The organism is Caballeronia choica (genome assembly GCF_001544535.1).
Lineage (GTDB): Bacteria > Pseudomonadota > Gammaproteobacteria > Burkholderiales > Burkholderiaceae > Caballeronia > Caballeronia choica.
Genome location: NZ_FCON02000125.1, coordinates 1 through 23,147, shown reverse-complemented (window position 1 = coordinate 23,147; position 23,147 = coordinate 1). Strand labels below are relative to the sequence as shown.

The 23,147-nt window shown below is 64.2% G+C and carries 17 protein-coding genes; 4 read left to right on the top strand and 13 right to left on the bottom strand.

What is annotated here, in order from left to right:
* Nucleotides 1–301: 301 nt before the first annotated feature.
* The 9 genes from AWB68_RS33445 to AWB68_RS33405 form a co-directional block, all read right to left on the bottom strand.
* The gene (locus AWB68_RS33445; protein WP_087648574.1) at nt 302–1,642 is read right to left on the bottom strand and encodes a glycosyltransferase WbuB; all 1,341 of its coding nucleotides are present in this window, start codon (nt 1,640–1,642) and stop codon (nt 302–304) included.
* A gap of 155 nt (nt 1,643–1,797) precedes the next feature.
* Nucleotides 1,798–2,940, bottom strand: coding sequence for a glycosyltransferase family 4 protein (locus tag AWB68_RS33440; RefSeq protein ID WP_087648579.1), 1,143 nt, complete (start codon nt 2,938–2,940; stop codon nt 1,798–1,800).
* Between the two features lie 53 nt (nt 2,941–2,993).
* Nucleotides 2,994–3,950 carry a GDP-L-fucose synthase gene (fcl, locus tag AWB68_RS33435; protein ID WP_087648573.1) on the bottom strand — a complete coding sequence of 319 codons (957 nt, stop codon included), beginning with the start codon at nt 3,948–3,950 and terminating at the stop codon, nt 2,994–2,996.
* 5 nt (nt 3,951–3,955) lie between these two features.
* Nucleotides 3,956–5,074: a GDP-mannose 4,6-dehydratase gene (gmd, locus tag AWB68_RS33430; RefSeq protein ID WP_087648572.1), complete on the bottom strand. Its 1,119-nt coding sequence runs from the start codon at nt 5,072–5,074 to the stop codon at nt 3,956–3,958.
* A 73-nt stretch (nt 5,075–5,147) separates the two neighbouring features.
* Nucleotides 5,148–7,379, bottom strand: a complete 2,232-nt coding sequence (locus tag AWB68_RS33425) for a polysaccharide biosynthesis tyrosine autokinase (RefSeq protein ID WP_087648571.1) — start codon at nt 7,377–7,379, stop codon at nt 5,148–5,150.
* A 66-nt stretch (nt 7,380–7,445) separates the two neighbouring features.
* Nucleotides 7,446–8,630, bottom strand: a complete 1,185-nt coding sequence (locus AWB68_RS33420) for a polysaccharide biosynthesis/export family protein (protein WP_087648570.1) — start codon at nt 8,628–8,630, stop codon at nt 7,446–7,448.
* 17 nt (nt 8,631–8,647) lie between these two features.
* Complete coding sequence (locus tag AWB68_RS33415) at nt 8,648–10,027, bottom strand: undecaprenyl-phosphate glucose phosphotransferase (protein ID WP_087648569.1); 1,380 nt, start codon at nt 10,025–10,027, stop codon at nt 8,648–8,650.
* Nucleotides 10,028–10,168: 141 nt separating this feature from the next.
* Nucleotides 10,169–11,707 carry a mannose-1-phosphate guanylyltransferase/mannose-6-phosphate isomerase gene (locus tag AWB68_RS33410; protein ID WP_087648568.1) on the bottom strand — a complete coding sequence of 513 codons (1,539 nt, stop codon included), beginning with the start codon at nt 11,705–11,707 and terminating at the stop codon, nt 10,169–10,171.
* Nucleotides 11,708–11,818: 111 nt separating this feature from the next.
* A complete protein-coding gene (locus tag AWB68_RS33405) occupies nt 11,819–12,820 on the bottom strand; it encodes a GlxA family transcriptional regulator (protein WP_087648578.1) in 1,002 nt (333 codons plus the stop codon).
* Nucleotides 12,821–14,196: 1,376 nt separating this feature from the next.
* Between AWB68_RS33405 and AWB68_RS33400 the strand changes: the two genes are divergently transcribed.
* Together AWB68_RS33400 and AWB68_RS33395 are read left to right on the top strand one after the other, a co-directional pair.
* A complete protein-coding gene (locus AWB68_RS33400) occupies nt 14,197–16,476 on the top strand; it encodes a hypothetical protein (protein ID WP_235028624.1) in 2,280 nt (759 codons plus the stop codon).
* Between the two features lie 285 nt (nt 16,477–16,761).
* A complete protein-coding gene (locus AWB68_RS33395) occupies nt 16,762–17,214 on the top strand; it encodes a GDP-mannose mannosyl hydrolase (protein WP_087648567.1) in 453 nt (150 codons plus the stop codon).
* 6 nt (nt 17,215–17,220) lie between these two features.
* Here AWB68_RS33395 and galU read toward each other — a convergent pair whose 3' ends face one another.
* On the bottom strand, nt 17,221–18,168 hold the full coding sequence (galU, locus tag AWB68_RS33390) for a UTP--glucose-1-phosphate uridylyltransferase GalU (RefSeq protein ID WP_087648576.1): 948 nt from the start codon (nt 18,166–18,168) through the stop codon (nt 17,221–17,223).
* A gap of 249 nt (nt 18,169–18,417) precedes the next feature.
* Between galU and AWB68_RS33385 the strand changes: the two genes are divergently transcribed.
* A complete protein-coding gene (locus AWB68_RS33385; protein WP_087648566.1) occupies nt 18,418–19,440 on the top strand; it encodes a GlxA family transcriptional regulator in 1,023 nt (340 codons plus the stop codon).
* Nucleotides 19,441–19,627: 187 nt separating this feature from the next.
* A complete protein-coding gene (locus AWB68_RS33380) occupies nt 19,628–20,209 on the top strand; it encodes a phosphatase PAP2 family protein (protein ID WP_235028623.1) in 582 nt (193 codons plus the stop codon).
* An 11-nt stretch (nt 20,210–20,220) separates the two neighbouring features.
* Here AWB68_RS33380 and AWB68_RS33375 read toward each other — a convergent pair whose 3' ends face one another.
* The 3 genes from AWB68_RS33375 to AWB68_RS33365 all read right to left on the bottom strand — a co-directional run.
* Nucleotides 20,221–21,150, bottom strand: coding sequence for a LysR family transcriptional regulator (locus AWB68_RS33375; RefSeq protein WP_087648565.1), 930 nt, complete (start codon nt 21,148–21,150; stop codon nt 20,221–20,223).
* A gap of 81 nt (nt 21,151–21,231) precedes the next feature.
* On the bottom strand, nt 21,232–22,314 hold the full coding sequence (locus tag AWB68_RS33370; protein ID WP_087648564.1) for a glycosyltransferase family 9 protein: 1,083 nt from the start codon (nt 22,312–22,314) through the stop codon (nt 21,232–21,234).
* A 56-nt stretch (nt 22,315–22,370) separates the two neighbouring features.
* Nucleotides 22,371–23,147, bottom strand: a 777-nt coding sequence (locus tag AWB68_RS33365; RefSeq protein ID WP_125483126.1) for a polysaccharide biosynthesis protein, incomplete at its 5' end; no start/stop codon positions are given.

Genomic DNA, 23,147 nt, shown 5'->3' with positions numbered 1-23,147 from the left:
GTATTGCGGTGCGATGCCCGTACCTCTTCTACATGCCAACAACGATGAAACCCCGCTAACGACACTCCCCCGGTTGGACCACTCAGACATAACGGTCTTGCGCCGACTGGCAAGCATTGGCGGTGGGAAGCTGCTTTCTTTGCTTACTTTCTTTGCAGCAGCAAAGAAAGTGAGTCCCGCCCCGGACAGGGGCAGAGCAAATAAACCGACATGAATACAAGTTCCATGGAAGCACAAGCGCATCAAACGGCGTAACCCCAACCCAACCAAACCCACCCCAAGCGCCAGCGCCCCCCCTCCCTCACTCAATCTTCTCCACCTGATGCAGAACCACCGGCCGCTCGCCGACTCGCGGATACGGAGCATCCGGCACATCACCCACATCGATAAGCCGCGCCTCGGCATCTTCCAGCAGCGGCCACGCACCAATCACCGACATTAGCTTCTCTTCAAGCCGCGCAAACACCGCCACCGGCGATAGCCGCTCCTGCGCAAACCGCCGCCCTTCAGCCCCAAAGTGCGCCCGCAATGCCGGATCCTCCACCAGCATCTCGATCGCCTCGGCAAGCTTCGCGACATTCTCCGGCGGCACAACCACACCCCGCGTCGTCACCGCATCATGAAGCTCCGTGCCCTGCTGCGCCATTGCGATCACCGCCCGGGCACTCGCGAACATGCCGGTCAGCTTCGACGGCATCACCAGATCGGCGACATCGCCGCGTTGCGGCAACACATGAATATCCGCGAGATTCAGCAACTCATTGAGCCGCTCGACCGGCTGCAAGCACATGAAGCGGCAATTCGGCAAGGTCGCGCACCGGCTTTGCAACTGTGCCTTGGTCGCGCCATTGCCGCAGAACACGAAGACGATATCCTCGCGATGGGCCAACGCCGCAGCCGTCTCGGCCAGCACTTCGAGCCCCTGCTTCGCGCCCATGTTGCCGGAATAAAGGACGACCATCGTATGCTCGCCGATGTTCAACTCGCGACGAAATTCGCTCCGTCGATCAAGCGGATAGATGGCCGTCGTATCGACCCAGTTCGGCAAGTGAAACGAACTCTCATCCGCTACGCCCTTGTCGACGGCGCGCCGGATCATCTTGTCGGAGATCGAGGAGACAACGTTGAAACGCCGCATCAGCCAGCGTTCGAGCGCAAGCGCAATGCGCCCCGCGCCCTTGCTCTTGAGCAAGCCGAGATCGAAGGCGGCATCGACTTCGAAGTCCTGGATATGGAGCCACGACCGTGCGCGCGTCACGTACGAGAGCGCGAGCGCGGCAGGCGCATTGATCAAGCTCGGCGCGATGGTCATCACGACCTGCGGGCGCCAGTGCACATGAGCGGCGAGTGCGGGCAGCGACGCCGCCGCGAACGACGCGAGATGCATCAGGCGCTTCAGACCACTCGGGCGCTTCGGCACCCACAGCGGCGCTCGCCAGAGCTGCACGCCGCGCATGACTTCGCGACGGCTGCGCCACCACGTGAAGCCGTCGGCGACCTTCCACTCCGGGTAGTACGGCGGAGCGCACACGACGCGTACATCGTGACCGAGCGCGGCCAGCGCTTCAGCCATTTCTGCCGTGTATTTGCCCGTTCCCGTCAATTCGGGCGCGTAGTTGAGCCCGTAGATAAGTATTTTCATATGGTCCCTCGCCCGACGGTCTCACCGTCGCACCGACGTCCTCGCATCGTGATGCGGGACGATCCGGCGATCGCCTGCGGATGCAACAGCCTTTCCGCCTGGCCTTCCTCTCATGCAGTGACGCGTCCTCTCCTCGAAAAAGAATCATCAATCCATCAAGCCATCAGCATCAGCGCGCAGCCGCGCGCGATGTTCGCCGCCGCGGACGGCGGGTCGAATCGTTGAATCACATCGACGCAGCGCGAAGCGACGCCCGCCGTATCCCCAAACGCTTCCAGCGATTTGAGCAGCGTGCGCTGCAGGGCCGCCACATCGCCCGCGGGGAATGCGTAACCCGTCACGCCATCGATCACCAGTTCAGGCACGCAGCCGCAACTCTCGCTCACGACCACCGGACAGCCGTGGCTCAGCGCCTCGTTGGTGACGAGGCCCCACGGCTCGCTCATGCTCGGCAGCACCATGCAGGCAGCGCCGAAGTATTCGCGCGACAAGGGCGCGTCCTGCAGGCTGCCGAGGAAATGCACGGAATCGGAGAGGCCGATATCGGCGACCTTCTGCTTCAACGGGTCGCCCATCGGCCCGGTCCCGACGATCCGCAGCGATGCTGCGGGAATCCGCTGCTTCAGGCCCGCGAACGCATCGAGCAAGGTGCCAATGCCCTTCTCTTCCGAAAGCCGCCCGACGAACAGGAGCACCGGCGCACTGCTCTGCCGATAGTGAACGCGATCGGGAATTGCTGTCTCGGGCGAGAACGAGCGCGGCAGCGCGGCGGCCTGGCACGGAATGAAGATCTTCTCCTGCTTCGCGCCGAGCGACATCAGGTATTCCCGGCTGCGCGTGCCGAAGCCGAAATAGCCGTCGCACAGCGAGAAGAACACGCGCTTCGGAATCGACGTGAGCATCCGGCGTGGCCGGTCGCGGCCGGTCGAATCGCAGAACACCGCACGGCGCTTGCCGGTCAGGATGCACGCGACCATCATTCCCCAGTATTCGGGGCGGTGATAACCCGGCAGCACGACGAGATCCGACTTCGCCTTCAGCACTTCCCAGGTGAGCCGCGCGGTCATGCGCCAGGTGGGCACGTCCTCGTAGCAGCCGCTATAGAGCTTCTTCATCGGATAGCGATGAAACGAGTAATCGACATCCGAGAAGCCGAGCCGGTCGTGTTCCGTATCGGCGATCTGCACCATCGAATAGTTGATCGAACCGGACCCCGAGATGTTGTGCAGCGCGGACAGCACCGCGCCCTTGTGACGGGACCAGACGACGTTATGAAAGATCGTGACCGACGCTGTCATTTTCTTGTCTTCCCTGGAAGTGGAACCGCGCATGTCCGCGTTCAGGTGAGTGCTCATACCGCGACCGCCGTCTGTGAAAGCGCCGCATGGTGTTCGAGAAAGTCCGCATACGTCGCGCGGATGCCTTCTTCGAGCGGGATCGAGGCCGTCCAGCCCATCTGCCCGAGCTTCGACACATCGAGCAGCTTGCGCGGCGTGCCATCGGGCTTCGTCGCGTCGAACACGAGTTCGCCCTCGAAGCCCACGACGCGGCACACCATCTGCGCAAGGTCGCGGATCGTCAGGTCCTCGCCCACGCCGACATTGAACACGCCATCGACGACGCTGCTCTCCATCACGAAGGCCGCGGCATCGGCGAGATCGTCGACATGCAGGAACTCGCGGCGCGGCGTGCCGGAGCCCCACACCGCGAGCGAACGCTCGCCGCGCGCCTTGGCCTCATGCGCCTTGCGGATCAGCGCGGGCAGCACATGGCTGCTTTGCAGGTCGTAGTTGTCGTTCGGACCATAGAGGTTGGTCGGCATCAGCGAGACGAACTTCGTGCCGTACTGCCGGTTGTAGGCCTCGCACATCTTCAGGCCCGCGATCTTCGCGATCGCATAGGCCTCGTTGGTCGGCTCGAGCGCGGAAGTCAGCAGGTACTCTTCCTTGATCGGCTGCGGGCATGCCTTCGGATAAATGCACGACGAGCCGAAGAACACCAGCTTCGACACGTTCCAGCGGCTCGCCGCATGGATCACATTCGTTTCGATCGCGAGATTCTCGTAGATGAACGAGGCGGGCATCGTCGAATTCGCATGGATCCCGCCGACACGCGCCGCCGCGAGCAGCACCACATCGATATGCGCTTCCTCGAAGAAGAGGTTGACGCCGCCCTGGTCGGTCAGATCGAGATGCGCCCTCGTGCGCGTCACGATGTTGCAGTAGCCCGCGCGCTCGAGCCGGCGCACCAGCGCCGACCCGACCATCCCGCGATGCCCCGCCACGAAGATGCGTGCGTTCTTGTCCATGTCCCTTACTCGTGATGTTCGAGAGCCTTGAAGCCCGCCAGCGTGACGAGCGCATCGCGACGTGCGATCTGGAAATCCGCGCGCACCATCTCCTTCACGAGGGACGAAAACGTTGTCTCTGGCTTCCAGCCGAGTTTCGCGTGGGCTTTTGAAGGATCGCCCAGCAGGGTCTCGACTTCGGTCGGACGGAAGTAGCGCGGATCGACGCGCACGATGACCTGGCCCGGCTTGAGCTTGGTCTCGCGGCCTTCCACGCGGTCGACGACGCCCACCTCGTCCACGCCTTCGCCTTCGAAGCGCACGTGCACGCCGAGTTCAGCCGACGCCTGCTGCACGAAGTCGCGCACGCTGTACTGCACGCCGGTCGCGATCACGAAGTCTTCCGGCTGTTCCTGCTGCAGCATCATCCATTGCATTTCGACGTAGTCGCGCGCATGGCCCCAGTCGCGCAATGCGGACAGGTTGCCGAGATACAGGTCTTCCTGCAGGCCGACCGCGATCCGCGCAATCGCACGCGTGATCTTGCGCGTGACGAACGTCTCGCCGCGCACCGGCGACTCGTGGTTGAAAAGAATGCCGTTGCAGGCGTACATGCCATACGCTTCGCGATAGTTCACCGTGATCCAGTATGCGTACAGCTTTGCGACCGCATACGGGCTGCGCGGATAGAACGGCGTGGTTTCCTTCTGCGGTGTTTCCTGCACGAGACCATAGAGTTCCGACGTCGACGCCTGGTAGAAGCGCGTCTTCTTTTCGAGCCCGAGAATGCGGATCGATTCGAGGATGCGCAGCGCGCCGAGGCCGTCGGCGTTCGCCGTGTACTCCGGTTCCTCGAACGACACCGCGACGTGGCTCTGCGCGGCGAGGTTGTAGATTTCATCGGGCATCACGCGCTGCACGATGCGCAGGAGGCTCGTCGAATCGGTCAGGTCACCGTGGTGCAGGAAGAGACGCTGATCGGGATCGTGCGGATCGCGATACAGGTGATCGATGCGGTCCGTATTGAAGAGCGAGCTGCGCCGCTTGATGCCGTGCACCTCATAGCCCTTCGCGAGCAGCAACTCGGCCAGATACGAACCATCCTGCCCCGTAATGCCGGTGATCAAAGCTACTTTGCGATTCATCGTTTACCTCGCGTTTTTGCCTGTTCGATGCGGCGCGCGTGGCCTCTCGCGCCGCGTTTTTGCGCCAGCATCGCTATTCAGAGATGCTTTCGTATCCGTAATAGCCTGCGTAGGTGCTGCCCATCAGCATCTTCGACTGCGGAACGTCGGTCAGCAGGATGCCCTTCATGTTCACGCCGCCGTGGTGCAGGCGCTTCATCGTTTCGCCGATTTCCTGCACCTGGTTCTTGCCGTGGCGCACGACCAGCAGGCTCGTGCCGGCATGCTTGCCGATCACCGTGGCATCGGTGACCGCGAGCACCGGCGGCGTGTCGACGATGACGAGGTCGTAGCGGTGCTTCAAATCGTCGAGCACTTCGCCGAGGCGATCGCTCGTCAGCAGTTCCGACGGATGCGACGGGAGCGAGCCCTTCGTGATCAGGTCGACGCCCGGCAGCACGTCGTGCAAGATTGCGCTCGATACGTCCGCGCCCATCAGCACGTCCGACAGACCCGGCTGGTGGCGCACGCCGAAGTGCGAGTGGATGTCGCCGCGGCGCATGTCGCCGTCGATCAGCAGCACGCGCTTTCTCGTCGAGGCAACGAGCGTCGCGAGGTTCACCGAGAGGAACGACTTGCCGGCTTCCGGACGCGAGCCCGTCAGCATCACGACGTTGTTGCGCGCATCTTCCAGTTGCAGTTGCAGCGACGTGCGCAGTCCGCGGATGCCTTCGACCGCTGCATCTTCCGGCGCTTGTGCGGCGAGCACGTGCAGCCCTTCGCGGCGCAGGCCGACCTTGCGTTGCAGGCGCAGTTGCGTAGTGCTGCGCGGCACGATCGCGAACACACGCACGCCCAGTTGCCGCTCGATGTCTTCCGGACGCTCCACGCCGCCATACAGTGCCTTGCGCACGAACGCGACGATGATGCCGATCATGAGGCCCACGCCCGCGCTGATCAGGATCACGATCAGGCGCTTCGGACGCACGGGGTCGTCGGCGGCTTCGGCGAAGTCGACCACGCGCACGTTGCCGATCTGGCCGGCCTTCGCGATGCGCAGTTGCTGTGCGCTGTTGAGCAGGTTCGTGTACAGCTCCGTGTTCACCCGCACGTCGCGCAACAGGCGCAGCGCGGTCTGCTCGGTATCGGGTAGCACCGACACGCTCTTGCCGAGGCGCGTCTGCGCACTGGCGAGTGCGCCGATCTGCGCATCGAGCGCCTGCACCGACGGGTGGTTCGCCGTGAAGCGTTGCGAGAGTTCGGCGCGTTGCTGCTGCAGATCGGTGAGCTTGGTCTTGTTATCGACGATCTGTTGCAGCAGGAGCCGGCTTTCCTCGCTCAGGTCGACCGTGCCCTGACGATTGCGGAACGAGTTGTAGCGCTGTTCCGATGCGTCGAGCTGCTTGCGCAGTTCGGGCAATTGCTGGTCGAGGAACGACAGCGTGTTCTCGGCTTCGAGCGAACGCTTCTCGATGTCCTGCTGCACGAAGCGGCGTGCGATGTTGTTCACGATCGCCGATGCCTGCTTGCTGTCGCCGCCTTCGAGGCTCACGCCGATGATGCCCGACTGCAGCGCGGTTTCCGCCACCGTCAGCTTCTTCTGCAGGGCGTCGATGGTGCCGAGCGTCGAGGCGCGTTGCAGCTCGAACTGCGAACCGGGCGCGCCGACCAGCTTGTCGACCTTCAGCTTCACCGGACCGAGCGTGCTCGCGCCCGAGACTTCCTGGCCGACTCGGCCCGTGAGGATCGCGACGCCGTCGGGGTCGTTCAGCACGTAGCTGCCGTTTTCGCCGGCGACGAGCGTGAACGTCTTGTCGTACTGTTCCTTCGGCGTATCGAACAGCGGCACTTCGATCTGTTCGTTGCCCCAGGCGAAGCGCGACATGTAGCCCGCCGGCATCGGCTTGTTGAGCGCCGAGAACGCGCTCGAGATCAGTCCGCCGACGAACGGGAAATAGCGCGGCGACGCGGTAATGTCGAGGTGCATGCGGCGCACCGCGTCCTCGACGACGAGACGCGAGCGCAGCAGTTCGATTTGGGCCGCGGTCGTCGATTTGGCGTCGAACATCTGTGACACCGTCTGGACCGCATTGGCGTTGGCGTTGTTGTTATTGTTGTTATTATTGCTTTCCTCCACCTGGATCAGTGCATCCGCGCGGTACGTGGGCGGGGCGAGGAACGCGTAAGCCGTCCCCAATGCAATCACGGCGAGCATGATAACGGTCACCAGCTTCCAGTTGCCGAGAACGGCCGCCAGATAGTCCGATAATCGCAACTCGTCCCCCGTCGAAACGTCCGAGTATCGTGTATCAAAGTTCATCGCCATGGTGTCGCTCACTCATTCAGACTCTTGCATTGGGTTGGCGCGCGGGCCGCGCGCCGTTCGAATGGCTTACTTCGTTACGATGGCTGCGGTCAGGCCTGCGTTGATGGCCGGGAGCAGCAGGTTAAGCACACGGCTAAAGCGCACGAGGCCGCTGTTGTCGATATAGACGACGTCCTTCGGTTGCAGCTCGAAGTTGTTCGCGAGCAGCATCGAGGTCGGCGAGCGCGCATCCAGCTTGTAGATCTCCGGCTTGTCCGACTGGCCGTTCCGAATCACGTACGTCTCTTTCGGATTCGACGTCTCGTTGTTCAGGCTGCCCGCCTGCGAGATCGCGTCGGACAGCGTGAGCTTGCCGTTCTTCATCGGGATCACCGTGGCGGGCTTGTTCACTTCGCCCATCACATAGATGCCGTTCTCGTCGCGCGCATCGACACGCAGCACGTCGCCCGGCTTCAGCACGATGTCGGACGGGCTGCGACCCTTGGACGTCATGCCGGCCATGTTGATGTGATACGTCGTGCCATCGCGAAGCAGCGTGACGCGGCTCTGGTCCGCCGTGGTCGCGAAACCGCCGGCACGGCCGATCGCTTCGGTGAGCGTCATCGGAATGTCGTTGAAGGTCTGCGAGCCGGGCGCGCGCACTTCGCCGTCGATATACACCTGCGACGAGCGGAACGACGCCACGCGCACCGTGAGCTGCGGCTTCACGAACACCTTCGAGAGCTGCGTGTAAAGCTCACGCTGCACTTGTTCGGCGGTCTTGCCCGCTGCATGGATCGGATTGTTCACATACGGAAACGACAGGTTGCCTTCGGCATCGACGACAAAGCCCGGCGCCGCATCGGACGTGCGCGTGTTCGGGTTCGGCTGGCCGAGCGCCGCGACGAGTTCCGGGTGATCCCAGACCGTGATCTGCAGCACGTCGCCGACGCCGAGCTTGTAAGCCCCCGACGTGCCGAAGAGTGATGCGAGCGGATCGGGACCGTCGGCCGGCTGCTGCGCGCGCATCTTGCGCACGAGCGACAGGTCGATCGGCGTGATCGGAATGTTCACTTCCGTGGCCGGTTCGCCGGCGTCGTTGCTGGTTTCGACGAGCGTCGCGGGCGTCTGCATGCGCATGCCCGGCGCCAGGCCGCAACCGGCAAAGAGCGTGCAGAGCGTGGCAGCCGCAGCGAGAGCGCCGAGCCGGAAGGCAGGCACGCCGCGATTCGTTTCCGGCGACGTGGTACTTGTTTGTTTTTGAATGAGCATGTTGGTCGTCCCCTGCGTCAGTAAGCGTTGGTGTGGCGTAAACCTTTGATGATCGTTGCGGCGATGATTCTCATGTCGAGGCCGAACGACCAATTCCCGAGGTAGTACAAATCGTGTGCGACACGTCCCTCCATTTTTTCTATTCGATCCGTTTCGCCGCGGAAGCCGTTGACTTGCGCCCAGCCCGTGATGCCGGGCTTGATCCGGTAGCGATGGATGTACCCCGAGACGACCTTCTGATACAGGTCGTCGTGCTCCAGAGCGTGCGGACGCGGACCGACGACAGACATGTCACCGCGCAGCACGTTGAAGAATTGCGGCAGCTCGTCGAGGCTCGTGCGGCGCAGGAACGCACCGACACGTGTCACGCGCGGATCATTGCGCGTTGCCTGGCGAAGCACGCCGGCCTGCTCGGTGTGCAAGCGCATCGAGCGGAACTTGTAGATCGTGAACACACGGCCGTCGGCGCCCTTCCTGCGCTGCTTGAAGAAGACCGGGCCGCGTGAGGTCAGCTTGATCGCGATCGCCACGGAGATCAGGATCGGCGCCACCGCGATCAGTGCCGCCGCCGCGAAGACGCGATCGAAGATTTCCTTCTGCAGCAGCGCACTCGCCGACAGCGGCGACGCGACGAGGTTGATGGCCGTCTCGCCGAGCAGGTCGGTCACGCCGGATTCGAACAGCGCGAGGCTGCGCACATCCGGGATGAAGCGCACGTTCACCAGGTCGTCGCGGAACTCGTTGACGAACTTGAGGATCGCGCGTTCCTGCGTGAGCGGCAGGGCAAGCCACACTTCGTGGACGTTCTGCGTGCGCACGTAGTTGACGAAAGGCACGATGTCGTCGAAGACCGGCACGCGGGTGTTGATCCAGCCCGCTTCCGGCGTCGCGTTGCACACGGCCGTGGCGCGAAAGCCCGAGGCCGGCGAGCGGTCGATCTTGCGCACGATCGCTTCGCAATGCTTGCCGCAACCGACCACCGCGACCGTATGCAGGTTCATGCCGGCGTTGCGCATCCGGGCGAGCACCGCATGCGTGACGAGGCGCCCGGCGATCAGGAGGCCGCCCGACATCGCGGTCCAGTAGGCGAACCACAGGCGCGACACGTAGTCGAGCCGGTGCAGCGAGAACATCAGCACGAGCGCGCACGCCTGCACGATGAGCCATGCAAGCGACACCTGGCTCGCGAGCACGAGCTTCGAGCGGCCGCGCCACGACTGATAGACGCCAAAGCCCGGAAACAGCGCAAGCGAGAACGCCGCCGCGAACGCCACGAACGCGACGTAGATGCGGTGTGCCTCGATGTTGTCGAAACGAATCTGCGACGCGACGGCGGCGCCGCAGACGATCATCGCGACGTCGAACATCCGCGCCAGTAATCCCTGTAAATCGCGCATCTTGCTTCTCCCCGAACCGCTTGTCCGATGACGTCCCGCTACCGCCGCATCCTCCGTTTGCCTTTCCCGTGTCCTTTCTTTTATGTGCTGCCTGTGCTGCCTGTGCTGCCTGTGCTGCCTGTGCTGCGTGTATTCCCGTATTCAGTTGCAGCGGCCGTACGTGTCGTCGAAGCGAACGATGTCGTCTTCGCCGAGATACGAACCCGACTGCACCTCGATGATCTCGAGCGGCACCTTGCCCGGATTCTCCAGCCGATGCTTCACGCCGAGCGGGATGTACGTCGACTCGTTCTCGGAGAGCAGGAACTGCTCTTCGCCGCGCGTGACGAGCGCCGTGCCGCACACGACGGTCCAGTGCTCGGCGCGGTGGTGATGCATCTGCAACGACAGGCGCGCGCCGGGCGTCACCACGATGCGCTTCACCTGGAAGCGCTCGCCGTGATCGATCGAATCGTAGAAACCCCACGGACGGCGCACCTTGCGATGCGTGTCCGCTTCGGGCGCATGCTGCTCGCGGATGCGTGCGACAAGCCCCTTGATGTCCTGCACGCGCGAGCGGTCGGCGACGAGCACCGCGTCGTCGGTCTCCACCACGATGATGTTTGTCGTGCCGACGCATGCGACCAGGCGCCCGCCTTCCGAGCGCGCGTAACTCGACGTCGCGCCTTCGAAGACCACGCGGCCGCTCGCGACGTTGCCGGATTCGTCCTTCTCCATCGCATCCCAGACGGCGTCCCACGAGCCGAGGTCCGACCAGCCCGCGACGAGCGGCACCACGACGCCCGCGCACGGCGCGCTCGGCGTGCCGACGTGCTCCATCACCGCGTAGTCGATCGAGTCGGACGGGGCGCGGCCGAACGCGGCGGCGTCCGGGCGCAGGTACGCGCCATCGGTGCGTCCGCCCTTGACCGCCGCGACGCACGCGCTGTGCATCTCTGGCTGCAGGCGTTCCAACGCAGCGAGCCACACGCTCGCGCGCACCACGAAAATGCCGCTGTTCCACCAGTACGTGCCGGCCGCGACATACTGCGCCGCGAGTTCGGCGACGGGCTTCTCGACGAAACGGTCGATCTGGTGCGCGCCGTCGTCGAGCGCGCCGCCCAGGCGGATATAGCCGAAGCCGGTGTCCGGGCGCGTCGGCGGGATGCCAAGCGTCGCGATGGCGCCGGCCTCCGCGTGCTTCGCCGCGATCGCGATTGCGGCATGCAGCGCGGGAATATCGGCGATCGAGTGATCGGCCGGCATCGCCACGATGATCGCGTCCTCACCGTTCGCAAACGCGAGCGCCGCTGCGAGCGTCAGCGCGGGCGCCGTATCGCGGCGGGCCGGTTCGACGACGATGCGCGCCGCCACGCCGCTCGCGCGGACCTGCTCCTCGGTCGTGAAGCGGTGTTCCTCGCCGCAGACGATGATCGGTTCGGCCGCGACTTTCCAGTCGCCGGGAAAGCCTTTCATGCGCGAGACGGTGGCCTGCAGCAGCGAATCTGGCCCGACGACGCCGATCAACTGCTTCGGAAACTGTTCGCGGGACATCGGCCACAGGCGCGTTCCGGACCCGCCGGCGAGAATGACCGGCACGAGCGAGCGGCAAGGCTCGGCCAACCTGGCCGAGCCTGCCCCCGCCCCCACCCCACGCTCGTAACCTGCCTGATCCGTTGCCTGCGTTTCGCTTGTCGTCATCGTAGGACTCCTGCTTGCCAGATGGTGCGTTAGCTTGGATGCCGCTCTAGACTCTTCTGCGCCGGACCGCCGCGCGCCGAGCGCCTGGTCCGGTTCAATGACTGCGCGGGCCTAGCCGCTCGTATCGCGCCGGCTCTGCATCCGGTATTCGGTCGGAGAGATCAAGAGGCGCTTGCGAAAAATCTTGGCGAGCCGGTCGCCGTTACCCATTCCGCTGCGGCGCGCGATCTTGTCGACGGGCAGTTCCGAGTCCGTCAGAAGCGCGCACGTCACGGCGAGCCGTGCCTGCAGCAGGTAATCCGACGGCGTGATGCCCATCTCGATCTTGAAGCGGCGCAGGAAATTGCGTTCGCTCATGGCCGCGACCTGCGCGGCGTCCACCACCGAGATCGGCCGCTCGCAGTTGTCCTGCAGCCAGCGCGCCGCCGCCCGGATCTTGTCGCCGGCCGTTGCAGCGCCACTGTCGCCGAGCAGCGACACCAGTTTCGCGGCGGAACCCGGCATCAGCCGCTCCGCCACGCCACGCGATACATCCAGTCCCAGGTCGCGCTTCACGATCAGGAGCGCGCCCTTCATCGATTCGTAGCGGTCGCCCGCTTCGCTTGCCTGCTCCTCGCGCACGACGTGGATCATCGAGGAGCCGTAGCGCGCATGCGTCTCGTGGGCGTTGCCGATGCCGGCCGCGTCGAGCACCTTGCGGCCCTCCGAGATCGACTTGACCACCGTCGTCTTCGAATGGACGCGGCGCACCCATTCGATGATGCGTTCGTCGCCGGCCGCGTCTTCGGCGCCCTTGCCGCCCGCGACGAACAGTGCGTCGAAGCCGCCGTAGTGGCGCGCATCGAGTCCGTCGGTCCAGACGCGAACCGAGGACGAGCACGCCACGTTGCCGCCTTCGACGGAGAGGAAGCGCACGTCGTACGTGCACTCGGCCCGGCCCTTCGCCGACGACAGCTCGTTCGCCATATGGAAGACCTCGGCGACGATCCCGGCTCCCAGCAGCGAGAAGCCGTCGAACAACAGGATTGCGATGCGTCTCACCTCGGACTGCGAGCTTCGGGTCGAGGTGGGGATCCACCCCGCGACCGCGGGTTCGAGATTGGCGTAAGGCATGGTCATCCTCTGCAACATGCGTGATCCACAACCTGTGGAACGCTCACTGCCATTGCGGTGCATCATAGCCATCCCCGAATTGCTTCAGGCTGCCGCTGACCGATGGAAGCGAGATGTTGGCGGAATAGGTCCGCTGGCTTGAATCATAAACATCCAGACTTTTTTATGCTCGCGATTTTCGTGTTGAAACCACGAAACTTGTTCTGATGTGAGGCGGAACGCACATTGATACCCCGCCCCAAATTCAGTCCGGTCGTACGGCGGTGCATTCTCTAAACACTCGCCGCAATCGGAGCACGACCCTATAGAGCAGTTTCTAGTCCGATTGCGTGTGGCGGCTGCCAAATCGGACAGAGTGCCTTGTCGCGTAAGGCTTCCCAAGCCCCGACAAGGATTGCGGGAAGTGGCTCCCCGACCGTCAGACATAAAAAACTGATTCACTTCTGAAACATTGAAATGTCCAATCGGCTAACCGCCTTTCTTTCGATTCAACATTTCGGGTACGTTTGTTACCGAACTGAATCAACTTTAACGGGAAATTCATTACCCTCCCAATGGCGGGATCGGGATTAACTATTAATCAGGGTTGATTTTAAAATCGGGCCGCAGTTTTCATCGACTTAAATCAGTTTGAAACGATCGCGGGTTTTATCAAAGCGAATAACGAACTCGATTCGTATGACCTGTGTTGTTGCGTTGCACCATGAAGTTGAAGTGCCCCTGTGCCATGTACGCAGCGACGCGGCGTCCGGAAGCATCCTACAGACATTAGACAAATGCGGCACTGCGTAAGAGCGCCCATTTTGTCTGTTTTCGCGCGCGTCCTGGACGCGATGCAACTGCCCGAACGTCGGCGGCTGCGCATTAATCCGCAGATGAATACGCGTGCCCGAACCCCGCATACGGAGGAGTTCCGCCGACGCGCAACCGCGGTGCCCGCACCACGCCGCAGCGCCGATGCACGCTTTTGATCGTGTTTCACTCCTGATACTCGGCCCCCTCCGGCGGCGGCCGGATGCGAGCGCCGGAACGCGCACGGTACAGCGAGGCTGTCTGGGTCCGCCAACCTTCAGCGCAACGGCTAGCGGGTTCGAAGGGCCTGCCTTATGCTGGGCTGGCCGCGCTTTGTCTCGCGCCGCTCCTCTGCGGCGAGGGCGCATGCAGGCGGCTCTGGAGGATGAACTCTAAGGCCGCGCCGGTACGCCAGGCTTGGCCGCGATCCCGATCCGGCGGTCCCCGGCTCACACGAATGGGGTCCGGCGCGCTGTCCCCGGGCACATCAAAAAAACGTTTCATTTTCGTAGCATGGCGCGGGCGATGGCACTCGATTGCCCTTTTCGACCCCGCAATCCCGATTGATTCACCCTACGGACCTCATGACTCCAGCCTCCGATCCGCTCTCTTCCGGCCTCTCGTCGCATGAGTCCAGCGTCGCGCGGATACAACGGCGCGGCGCGCTGCTGCTTGGCATCGGCGTGCTCCTGTTGTTGGGGTGCGATCGGGCATCGTCGGATGAGGCGAACGCGGCCAAGGCAACCGCCAGTGCGGCGGCGCAGTCCGCGCAGGCATCGGGTTCGATGGTGATCGAGGGCACGACATGGATTCCGTGCGCACCCGAATACGGCACCTGCTCGTTCCACGGCACGACCCGCGTGATGTACGGAACGCCGAGCCAGCATGTCGTGAAGGAATTCACCGACAAGACGGTCTGCGACAACAGCGTCTTCGACGACCCCGCGCCGGGCGCCGACAAGCGCTGCTGGTACGCGAGCAGCGCCGTGGCGAAGGGCCGGCCGGGCGCCAAGCCCGCGCAGATGGCGCCGGTCGTCGAGGCCGAGCCGCCGCCGTCTGCGGCCCAGAGCCAGTTCCGGTGCAGCGGGCCGGGCGCGCCCGGCGCGGCAACCGAAACGGGCGACGCGATCGAAGCCGACACGCCCGGCAGCGACGGCACGCGCATGTTCGCGCGCTCGACGCCGATCCGGATCGCGTTCACGACGCGCCCGAAATCCGCCGATGCGCTCACCTGGAATATCCGCGACGCCTGGAACGTCGTGCGCGCGAGCGGCCGCTTTCCCGTCGCGGTGAACGCGGGCACCTACACGCTCAGTTGCACGACGCAGACGGCGGGCTACTTCGCGATCTCCGCCACGTTCGCTTCGCAGAAGAGCACGCTGATGGCGCGCGGCACGCGGCCCGCGGGCATCGCGTCGTTCGGCGTATTGCCCGACGTGTCCGCGGCGCTGCCGGCCGTCGCCTACGCGCATTCCGACCAGCATCGTTTCGGCGGACAGGGTTCGGCGTTCGTGAAGCCCGGCGAGTCGTGCTGTGCCGGCGACGGCTATCGTCCGCTCTATCCGAACCTCGGCCTCACGTGGGTCAACGACAACCGCAACTGGTACGTGACCGAGCCGAAGGGCGCGAACACCTTCAACGCCGCCGCCGACAACCTCGCGCCCTTCTTCAAGCCGGGCGACCTGCTGCGCCTGATCCAGCTCGACGGCATCCCCGGCTGGGCGAGCCCGACCCGCACCGACACCCACAGCTACGCGCCCGCCTCGCTCGACCAGTACCGCGCGTACATGAGGCGCGTCGGCGAGGAGTCGAACAACGTGCGCAAGCAGTACTTCCCGCAGCAGTCGAACAACTACTACCAGGTGACCTGGGAGCCCGACTACCAGAGCGGCCTGCCCTGGCGCGACTCCGACGCCAATCTCGTCGCGATGTACAAGGCAACGCACGACGCGATTCACGCGACCGATCCGAACGCGGTCGTGATGGGCCTCACGCTCTCGGGCCTCTCGACCAACACCGAGTGGCTCAGGCGTCTCGCGCCGCTTGGCATCGGCAAATATCTCGATGGCGTCAGCGCGCATGGGTATTACGACATCGGCACGTCGCCGTCGCATCCGCCGGAGCGCTTCGCCGACAGCGGCAATCCGTCGAAAGCTTTGCCCGCGTCGATGCGCGCGTTGCGGCGGACCATGACGGAAGTGCTCAAGCCGGGCGCGAAGTTGTTCATCACCGAGACCGGCGTGAGCTACGACCTCGGCAGCAAGTACGGCCCGAACTATCCGAACGCGAACATTCTTTACGCGCAGGGCGCGGTGGTCGCGCGCACGCACCTGATCCTGCTCGGCGAAGGCGCCGATGTCAGCTTCGTGTTCTATGCGGCCGATCCGCCCGAAGTCGGCTACGGCGTTTTCTTCGACCTCGCGAACCCGCAAGGCGGCTTCGGCCAGAAGCAGATCAGCCCGAAGCCGGCCGCGATGAGCGTCGCGGCGATGACGCGCATGATCGACGGCACGACGACGCTCGGCCCCGTCAATGGCACGCCGAAGGGCGTCTATGCGTATGCGTTCCAGCGCCTGAACGGCGGCAAGATCGTTACCGCGGTGTGGACGCACAGCAATGGGGTCTGGCCCGGCGCGGAGGGCTTCAGTTCGACTTACTCGGTGAACTACAGCCTCGTCGTCGATGCGCCGGACAAGTCCGGGAACGTGACGGTGTTCGACATGATGGGCAACCCGTCGACGATGCCTTACAGGAACGGACGCGTGGCGCTGGTGCTCACCGAGGCACCGGTGTATGTCGTCTCCGATAACGCGCAGGTCATGCGCGGGAACGTGACCACGCCAGCGGGGTATGTGGGGCAGTAGCGCTCGCCTGCCCGGTGTTGTTTGCGCCCCAATCCAGGCGCCAGCGGCCGCGTTCCCCTTGGCTCTCCAAAACGGTCTTTCGGCGTATTTCGCCAGTGCCCGGAGCACGTGCTCGGTTTCGGCGCGCGTTAAACTGAATTCGCCCGCAGCCGTTGCCGAAGGGGACCATGGGCAGCAACGCGGGGCACTGCAAGGGCACTACAAGCAGAACCAAAGACACACGAGGCGCGGCCACGGTAGTACGGGGAGGTCGACGCCCGAACACATAATTACAGCGGAGCAAAGATGCTTAGCGAGGCAGATTTTCTGGACGTCGTCCGGCTGACGCCGCTCGTCTCGATCGACCTGATCGTAACCGACGGCACCCGACGAGTACTCGTAGGACAGCGGCGCAATCGCCCCGCCCAAGGCACCTGGTTCGTGCCGGGCGGGCGGATTCAAAAGGACGAATCGATCGATGCGGCGTTCACGCGCATCGTCAACGACGAACTCGGCGTCGCGAGCGTCGAGCGTTCGTCGTCGCGGCTCTACGGCGTGTACGAGCACCGCTACGGCGACAATTTCGCGGGCGCGCCGGGCATCACGACGCATTACATCGTGCTCGCCTACGCGATGAGCCTCTCCGGCACCGTGCCGATCGGCCGCTTCGATCAGCACAGCAAGTACGCCTGGCTGCTGCCCGACGAACTGCTCGGGCGCGACGATGTCCACGACAACACCAAGGCGTATTTCAGGTAGGTCATCTCACGCGAGCATGGCGGACAGGTCGTCGGAGCTGGCGTCGCTGGCGGCCGCTTCAGCGACCTTGCCGGCCTCCGCGCGCGCATTGAAATGCGCGCGCAGATACGCTTCGAATTGCGTCGCCACTTCGGGATGGCGCAACGCGAACTCGACCGTCGCCTTCAGATAGCCGAGCTTGCTGCCGCAATCGAAACGCTTGCCCTTGAAGCGATGCGCGAGCACCTGTTCGCGCGCGAGCAGCGACTGGATCGCGTCGGTGAGTTGAATTTCGCCGCCCGCGCCGGCTTTCTGCTTCCTCAGATGCTCGAAGATGCGCGGCATCAGCACATAGCGCCCGACCACGCCGAGATTCGACGGCGCCAGCGCCGGCTCCGGCTTCTCCACCACCCGCGACAGCTTCACGAGCCCTTCGCCCCACTCCTTGCCGTCGATCACGCCATACGAGCCGGAATCGCGCCGCTCGATCTGCTCGACGCCGATCACCGACGAATGATAGTGATTGAACACGTCGATCATTTGCGCGAGCACGGGCGGCTCGCCATCGAGCAGGTCGTCGGCGAGCATCACGGCGAACGGCTCGTCGCCGACGAGCTTCTCCGCGCACAGCACGGCGTGCCCAAGCCCGAGCGGCTCGGCCTGGCGCACGTAGAAGCAGTCGACATGACTCGGCTTGATGCTGCGCACGAGATCGAGCAGCGCCTGCTTGCCGCGTGCCTGCAACTCGGCTTCGATTTCGTACGACTTGTCGAAGTGGTCCTCGATCGCGCGCTTGCCGCGACCCGTGACGAAGATCATCTCCGTGATGCCAGCGGCGATCGCCTCCTCCACCGCGTACTGGATCAGTGGCTTGTCGACGATGGGCAGCATCTCCTTCGGACTGGCCTTCGTCGCGGGAAGGAACCGGGTGCCGAGACCCGCGACCGGAAATACCGCCTTTTTCACTTTTAGCATCTGCGCACCCATTCGAGTTGTGCCGCTGGCCGTCACATGCGCATGCCGGCATCAGGGACAGAACCTGGGTGCCGGCATGCATTGATTTGTCCGACTACGGGAAAGGCCAGCTTATTACTCGAATATCGAAACCATCTGCCAACACCTCGCCTTTTTCCGACTAGCGTAACGGCGCGTGGTCCCTGCCGCGTATAGTGCGACGCATACGGAAGGACTTTCCCGCTACGCGGTTCGTGCTGGAGACTGTCGATGGGATACGGGAATGGCATGGGGCGGCTGCAGGTCGTGCGCTCGCCCGAACCCGATGCTGCGCCGCGCGACATGGCAAAGCGCATCGGAATTCTGATTTTCGAGGATTTCTCGCTCGTCGAGGTCAGTTCGATCTCGGAAGTGTTTTTCTTCGCCAACCAGTTGCGCAAGCCGGGCGCCGACGTGCCGAACTATTCGCTGCTCTTTCTTTCGAGCGATGGCGGCAGTGTCGCGAGCAGTTGTTCGATGCGCATCTGGACCGAAAGCCTCGAAAACCGCTGGATGAACGACTGCGACGCGCTCTTCATCGCGGGCGGCCAGGGCGCGCAGCACGCCCGCCACGACAGCGTCTTGCGCAAGCGCCTCGGGCGCGTCGCGCCGAAGATTCCGTTCGTGAAGGCGATCGGCGAAGGGTCGCAGATTCTCGCGGCCGCCAATCTCACGCTGCAAAACCGCTCACTCGATTTTGCCGAGGAACCGGCCACCGCGTCGGCGCTCGCGAACTCGCTCTTCATCGCCGAGCAGACCCTGACGCTCGACGACCCCAAGGGCCCGATCGCGGCCGCGCTTTCGATCATCAAGCGCGACTACGGCGCGGCGATCGCGCGCGAGGTATCGGAACGCTCGATTCCGGGCGCGTGGCAAAAGCTCTCCACGGTCCTCGACGACACCGACAGCGGTGGCGTCCGGCAAAAGATCGACGCCGCCGCGCGCTGGATTCGCGAGAACTACGTGCGGCCGATTTCGATCGCCGATGCGGCGCGCGTCGCCGCGATGAGCGAGCGCAATTTCCTGCGCCGCTTCAAGGCGCAGATCGGGCTGACGCCGTCGGAGTATTTGTTGCGCGCACGGCTCGATGCGAGTTGCATGCTGCTCGCCGCGACCGACCTGCCGGTCGACAAGATCGCGCGGCGCTGCGGCGCGGGCAGCGGCGACGGGCTCGCGAAGATCTTCCGGAAGCGGTTGTCGATTTCACCGACCGAGTATCGGCTCGCGGGGCGGCGTAAGGTGGACACGCAGTGAGGGGCGCGGTGAGGGGAATGGTCCCCGGCACCTGAGGCGGGGTCGGGTTGGTGTCTGGACCGTTTGATGCTCAGGCTTCTATCGAACTTGCATCGGTGCTGGATTATCAGCACCAGGAAAACGAGTTCCATGGAAACCTGAGCGCATCAAATGGTATAAGCATCACCCCGCCCCGAAAACTCACGCAATGACCCACATCATCTGGATTTCGAACCTCGGCGATGCCGGCCTGCTGATCCCGCTCGCACTGGCCTGCGCAATCTGGCTGCGCGTGACCGGCAAGCATCTCGCGCTGCGCTGGCTGCTTTCGCTTGCGATCGGCATGGCGCTCGTCGGCGCCAGCAAGATTCTCTACGCCGGTTGCGGCATCGAAATTTCCGCCATCCAGTTCCGCATGATCAGCGGCCATACGATGCTCGCGGCCGCCGTCTGGCCCGTGTCGCTCGCGCTGGTCGCGGCGGGCGTGAATGCCGGATGGCATCGCGCGGGAACAATCGGCGGCCTGCTGCTCGCGGCGGCCATCGGCGTCTGCAGGATCGTGGAGGATGCGCACACCCCGGCCGAAGTGCTCGCCGGGTGGCTGCTCGGCGGCGCCGTCGCGATCCTGTTCCTGCAACGGCTGTTCAGCGAACCGCGCAAGATGCCGCGCGTGCTGTTCGCCGGGATCGGGCTGCTTGCGGTGTCGTCGATCGCTTACGGGCATCGCGCGCCATTCGAGGCGATGATCGCCGACTACTCGCCGTGGATCTGCGAAAGACTCGGGCTTTGAACGCCGCCGGATCAGCGTGAGCCGGTGCACGCCTTGTCGGCCTGCAGCAACGGCAGGTTTCCATAGAGCGCCGCGAGCCAGTCGATGAACACGCGCACCCGCCGCGGCTGATGCCGGTTCGCCGCGTACAGGATCGACAAGACGCGCGGATACGACGGATACGCCTGCAGCACCTCCCGCAGCGCCCCGCTGTCGATGTACGGCTGGAGCGAATAGCTCGAACCCTGGATCAGTCCCATCCCCGCGATCCCGGAGGCGAAGTACGAATCGGCATCGTTGACGGCGACGAGATTGCGCATCGCGATCACGCGCGTCTCGCCATCGGTGACGAACTCCCAGTTGCGCACCCGCATGTTGTTCAGCACGTAGCCGACGGCGATATGCTGCTCGAGGTCGTCGAGCGTCTTCGGCTCGCCGTACTTCTCGATGTATCCCGGCGACGCACACGTGATCTGCGAATAGCAGCCGATGCGTTTCGCGACCAGCGTCTCGTCGACCACCGCGCCCACGCGCACCACGCAGTCGAGCCCCTCTTCCACCAGGTCGACTTGCCGGTCGGTGAGATTCAGCTCGACGTTGATGTCGGGATAGGCGGCGAAAAACTCCGGCAACGCGGGAATCAGCGTGCTCTTCGCCATCAGCGACGGCAAGCTCACGCGCACCTTGCCTCTTGGCGTCGTCTTCGATTTCGACAGCGCCGACTCCATGTCGTCGACTTCGCCGAGCACGCGGACGCAGCGCTCGTAGTAGGTGTCGCCGTCCTCGGTGATGCTGATGCTGCGCGTCGTGCGGTTGATGAGGCGCGCGCCAAGATGCGCTTCGAGCGCCTGCACGGTGCGCGAGACGCTGGCGGGCGGCAGGCGCAACGCATCGGCGGCGCGGGAAAAGCTGCCCGCCTCGACGACGCGCGCGAAAACTTTCATCGCGAGAAACCGGTCCATGCGTGAGTTCCGAAGTTGGCTTGGAGGTCAGGGGTCGGGAATCAACGAGGATAGTATGACGGTTCGCTGCGGGTTGTGTCGCTATGTGGCAATCCGCGGCGCTCGATGCAGCGGGCCGACTTGCTCGCCGAGCACCGCCTGATACGCGCGTTCGAGCGCGGCGAGATCGCCCGGGCGCGCACTTGCCTGGATGCCGGCGAGGCCCGGCACTGGAACGCTCACCGCATGGCAGTCCGCATAGTCGCGGGCGCGCATGGCCGGCGGGATTGTCGTGAAGAACGCGGTGGACGGCACGTCGAAGCCCGCCGCGATGTGCAGCGCGGCGGTGTCGGATGTGACCAGATAGCGGGCGTGCTTGACCCAGTTCAGGAAGTCGGCGGTGTCGGGAGCGAGAGGGGTGATGTCGGTGTAGTGCGGGTGATCGACGGCAGCGAAGCCCACGACCGGCAGGCCGAAGTCGTCATGGAGACGCGCGACCATCTCCCGGTGCAGCGATGGCGGAATGCTGCGCACCGGCGTGCTTGCGTTCGGACAGAAGAGCCCGTAGCCGGCTTGATCGCTCGGCCAGGACGGCAGCGGCACGGACTTGAGCCAGTGATTGCGCTTCTCGTCAGACGGAACGTCGATAGGCGGGATGCCTAGCGCCCAGAGGAAGAAATCGATCATCGGCATCGACGCGAACTGTGGCCAAAAGAGATGATTGCCGATGTCGATCTTCAGGTCGTCCTGTGGGAGTGCATCGAGCGCGACCGGCAGTTCGACGACGTTACCCAACGCAGGTGCGGAGAGTTCATAGAGACGCTGAACGTAGCGCGGCGCACGCGCGGGCCGGTATAGGCTTATGTCGAGTTGCGGATGGCGTCTCTTGAGCGCAAAGAGCGCGGTCAGGCCGATGATCGAGTCGCCGAGCGTCACGCCCATGCCGTTGATCACGTGGAGCTTGCGATGCGAGACGTAGTCGGGAGAGAACGTCGCGGAGTTGGCATTGAGAATGCCCTGGACCGTCGAAAGAGCCAGGAAGCCAGTGGCGGGCGTGTCGGTCACTTCGAGATCGTAGGGCGCTACGATCTCGCCCTCGGGCGACAGGAGCGAACCCGGGTGGGTCAGCGCGGAGACTTCGTCGAGCGGATCGGCAGTCGAACTCAAGATCGAAACGGTTTGCATCGCGCGTTTCCCTGGCTGCGGCTCGTCTCGCCGCCTTCAACGCGCGTGCGCGCTCATCAGGCCTCGTGCTGCTGACGCGGCACGTCGCGCATCGTCGGCACGCTTTGCAGGACCGGCGCGACCGTCGTCTGATACTCCGGCACCCATCTACGCAGATCGCGCCGTACTTCCTCATCCGGCAGCACGCGATGCTGCATCAGCCACGGCAGCAACTCGTCGAGGAAGTGATTCGGCACCTCGCGGGCGCGGGCGATCCGCAGCTTCGGATGCGGCGTGCGCATGGTGGTTTCGTCGTCGGCGAGGAGTTCTTCGTACAGCTTCTCGCCCGGCCGAAGCCCGGTAAAGACGATGCGGATCTGTTCTTCCGAAAAACCGTACAGCCGGATCAAGTCACGCGCCAGATCGACGATCTTTACCGGCTGCCCCATGTCGAGGATGAAAATCTCGCCGCCGTGTCCCATGCTCGACGCCTGCAGCACCAGTTGCGCCGCTTCGGGGATCGTCATGAAGAAGCGCGTGATCTCGGGATGCGTGACCGTGACCGGCCCACCCTTCGCGATCTGCTGCTGGAACTTCGGAATCACGCTGCCCGCGCTGCCGAGCACGTTGCCAAAGCGCACCGTCTCGAACTGTGTGCGCGGTGCCGTCTGCTGCAATGCCTGGCAAGCCATCTCCGCGAGCCGCTTGCTCGCGCCCATCACGTTGGTGGGGTTGACGGCCTTGTCGGTGGAAATCAGCACGAAGTGACGCACGTCGTGGCGGATCGCCGCGCGCGCGACGCGCAGCGTGCCGAGCACGTTGTTGCGCACCGCCTGCCACGCGTTCTGCTCTTC

Excerpts from the sequence above, each read along its gene's own strand:
- AWB68_RS33445 (WP_087648574.1), bottom strand. The coding sequence starts at position 1,642 with ATGAAAATACTTATCTACGGGCTCAACTACGCGCCCGAATTGACGGGA.
- AWB68_RS33440 (WP_087648579.1), bottom strand. The coding sequence starts at position 2,940 with ATGACAGCGTCGGTCACGATCTTTCATAACGTCGTCTGGTCCCGTCAC.
- fcl (WP_087648573.1), bottom strand. The coding sequence starts at position 3,950 with ATGGACAAGAACGCACGCATCTTCGTGGCGGGGCATCGCGGGATGGTC.
- gmd (WP_087648572.1), bottom strand. The coding sequence starts at position 5,074 with ATGAATCGCAAAGTAGCTTTGATCACCGGCATTACGGGGCAGGATGGT.
- AWB68_RS33425 (WP_087648571.1), bottom strand. The coding sequence starts at position 7,379 with ATGGCGATGAACTTTGATACACGATACTCGGACGTTTCGACGGGGGAC.
- AWB68_RS33420 (WP_087648570.1), bottom strand. The coding sequence starts at position 8,630 with ATGCTCATTCAAAAACAAACAAGTACCACGTCGCCGGAAACGAATCGC.
- AWB68_RS33415 (WP_087648569.1), bottom strand. The coding sequence starts at position 10,027 with ATGCGCGATTTACAGGGATTACTGGCGCGGATGTTCGACGTCGCGATG.
- AWB68_RS33410 (WP_087648568.1), bottom strand. The coding sequence starts at position 11,707 with ATGACGACAAGCGAAACGCAGGCAACGGATCAGGCAGGTTACGAGCGT.
- AWB68_RS33405 (WP_087648578.1), bottom strand. The coding sequence starts at position 12,820 with ATGCCTTACGCCAATCTCGAACCCGCGGTCGCGGGGTGGATCCCCACC.
- AWB68_RS33400 (WP_235028624.1), top strand. The coding sequence starts at position 14,197 with ATGACTCCAGCCTCCGATCCGCTCTCTTCCGGCCTCTCGTCGCATGAG.
- AWB68_RS33395 (WP_087648567.1), top strand. The coding sequence starts at position 16,762 with ATGCTTAGCGAGGCAGATTTTCTGGACGTCGTCCGGCTGACGCCGCTC.
- galU (WP_087648576.1), bottom strand. The coding sequence starts at position 18,168 with ATGCTAAAAGTGAAAAAGGCGGTATTTCCGGTCGCGGGTCTCGGCACC.
- AWB68_RS33385 (WP_087648566.1), top strand. The coding sequence starts at position 18,418 with ATGGGATACGGGAATGGCATGGGGCGGCTGCAGGTCGTGCGCTCGCCC.
- AWB68_RS33380 (WP_235028623.1), top strand. The coding sequence starts at position 19,628 with ATGACCCACATCATCTGGATTTCGAACCTCGGCGATGCCGGCCTGCTG.
- AWB68_RS33375 (WP_087648565.1), bottom strand. The coding sequence starts at position 21,150 with ATGGACCGGTTTCTCGCGATGAAAGTTTTCGCGCGCGTCGTCGAGGCG.
- AWB68_RS33370 (WP_087648564.1), bottom strand. The coding sequence starts at position 22,314 with ATGCAAACCGTTTCGATCTTGAGTTCGACTGCCGATCCGCTCGACGAA.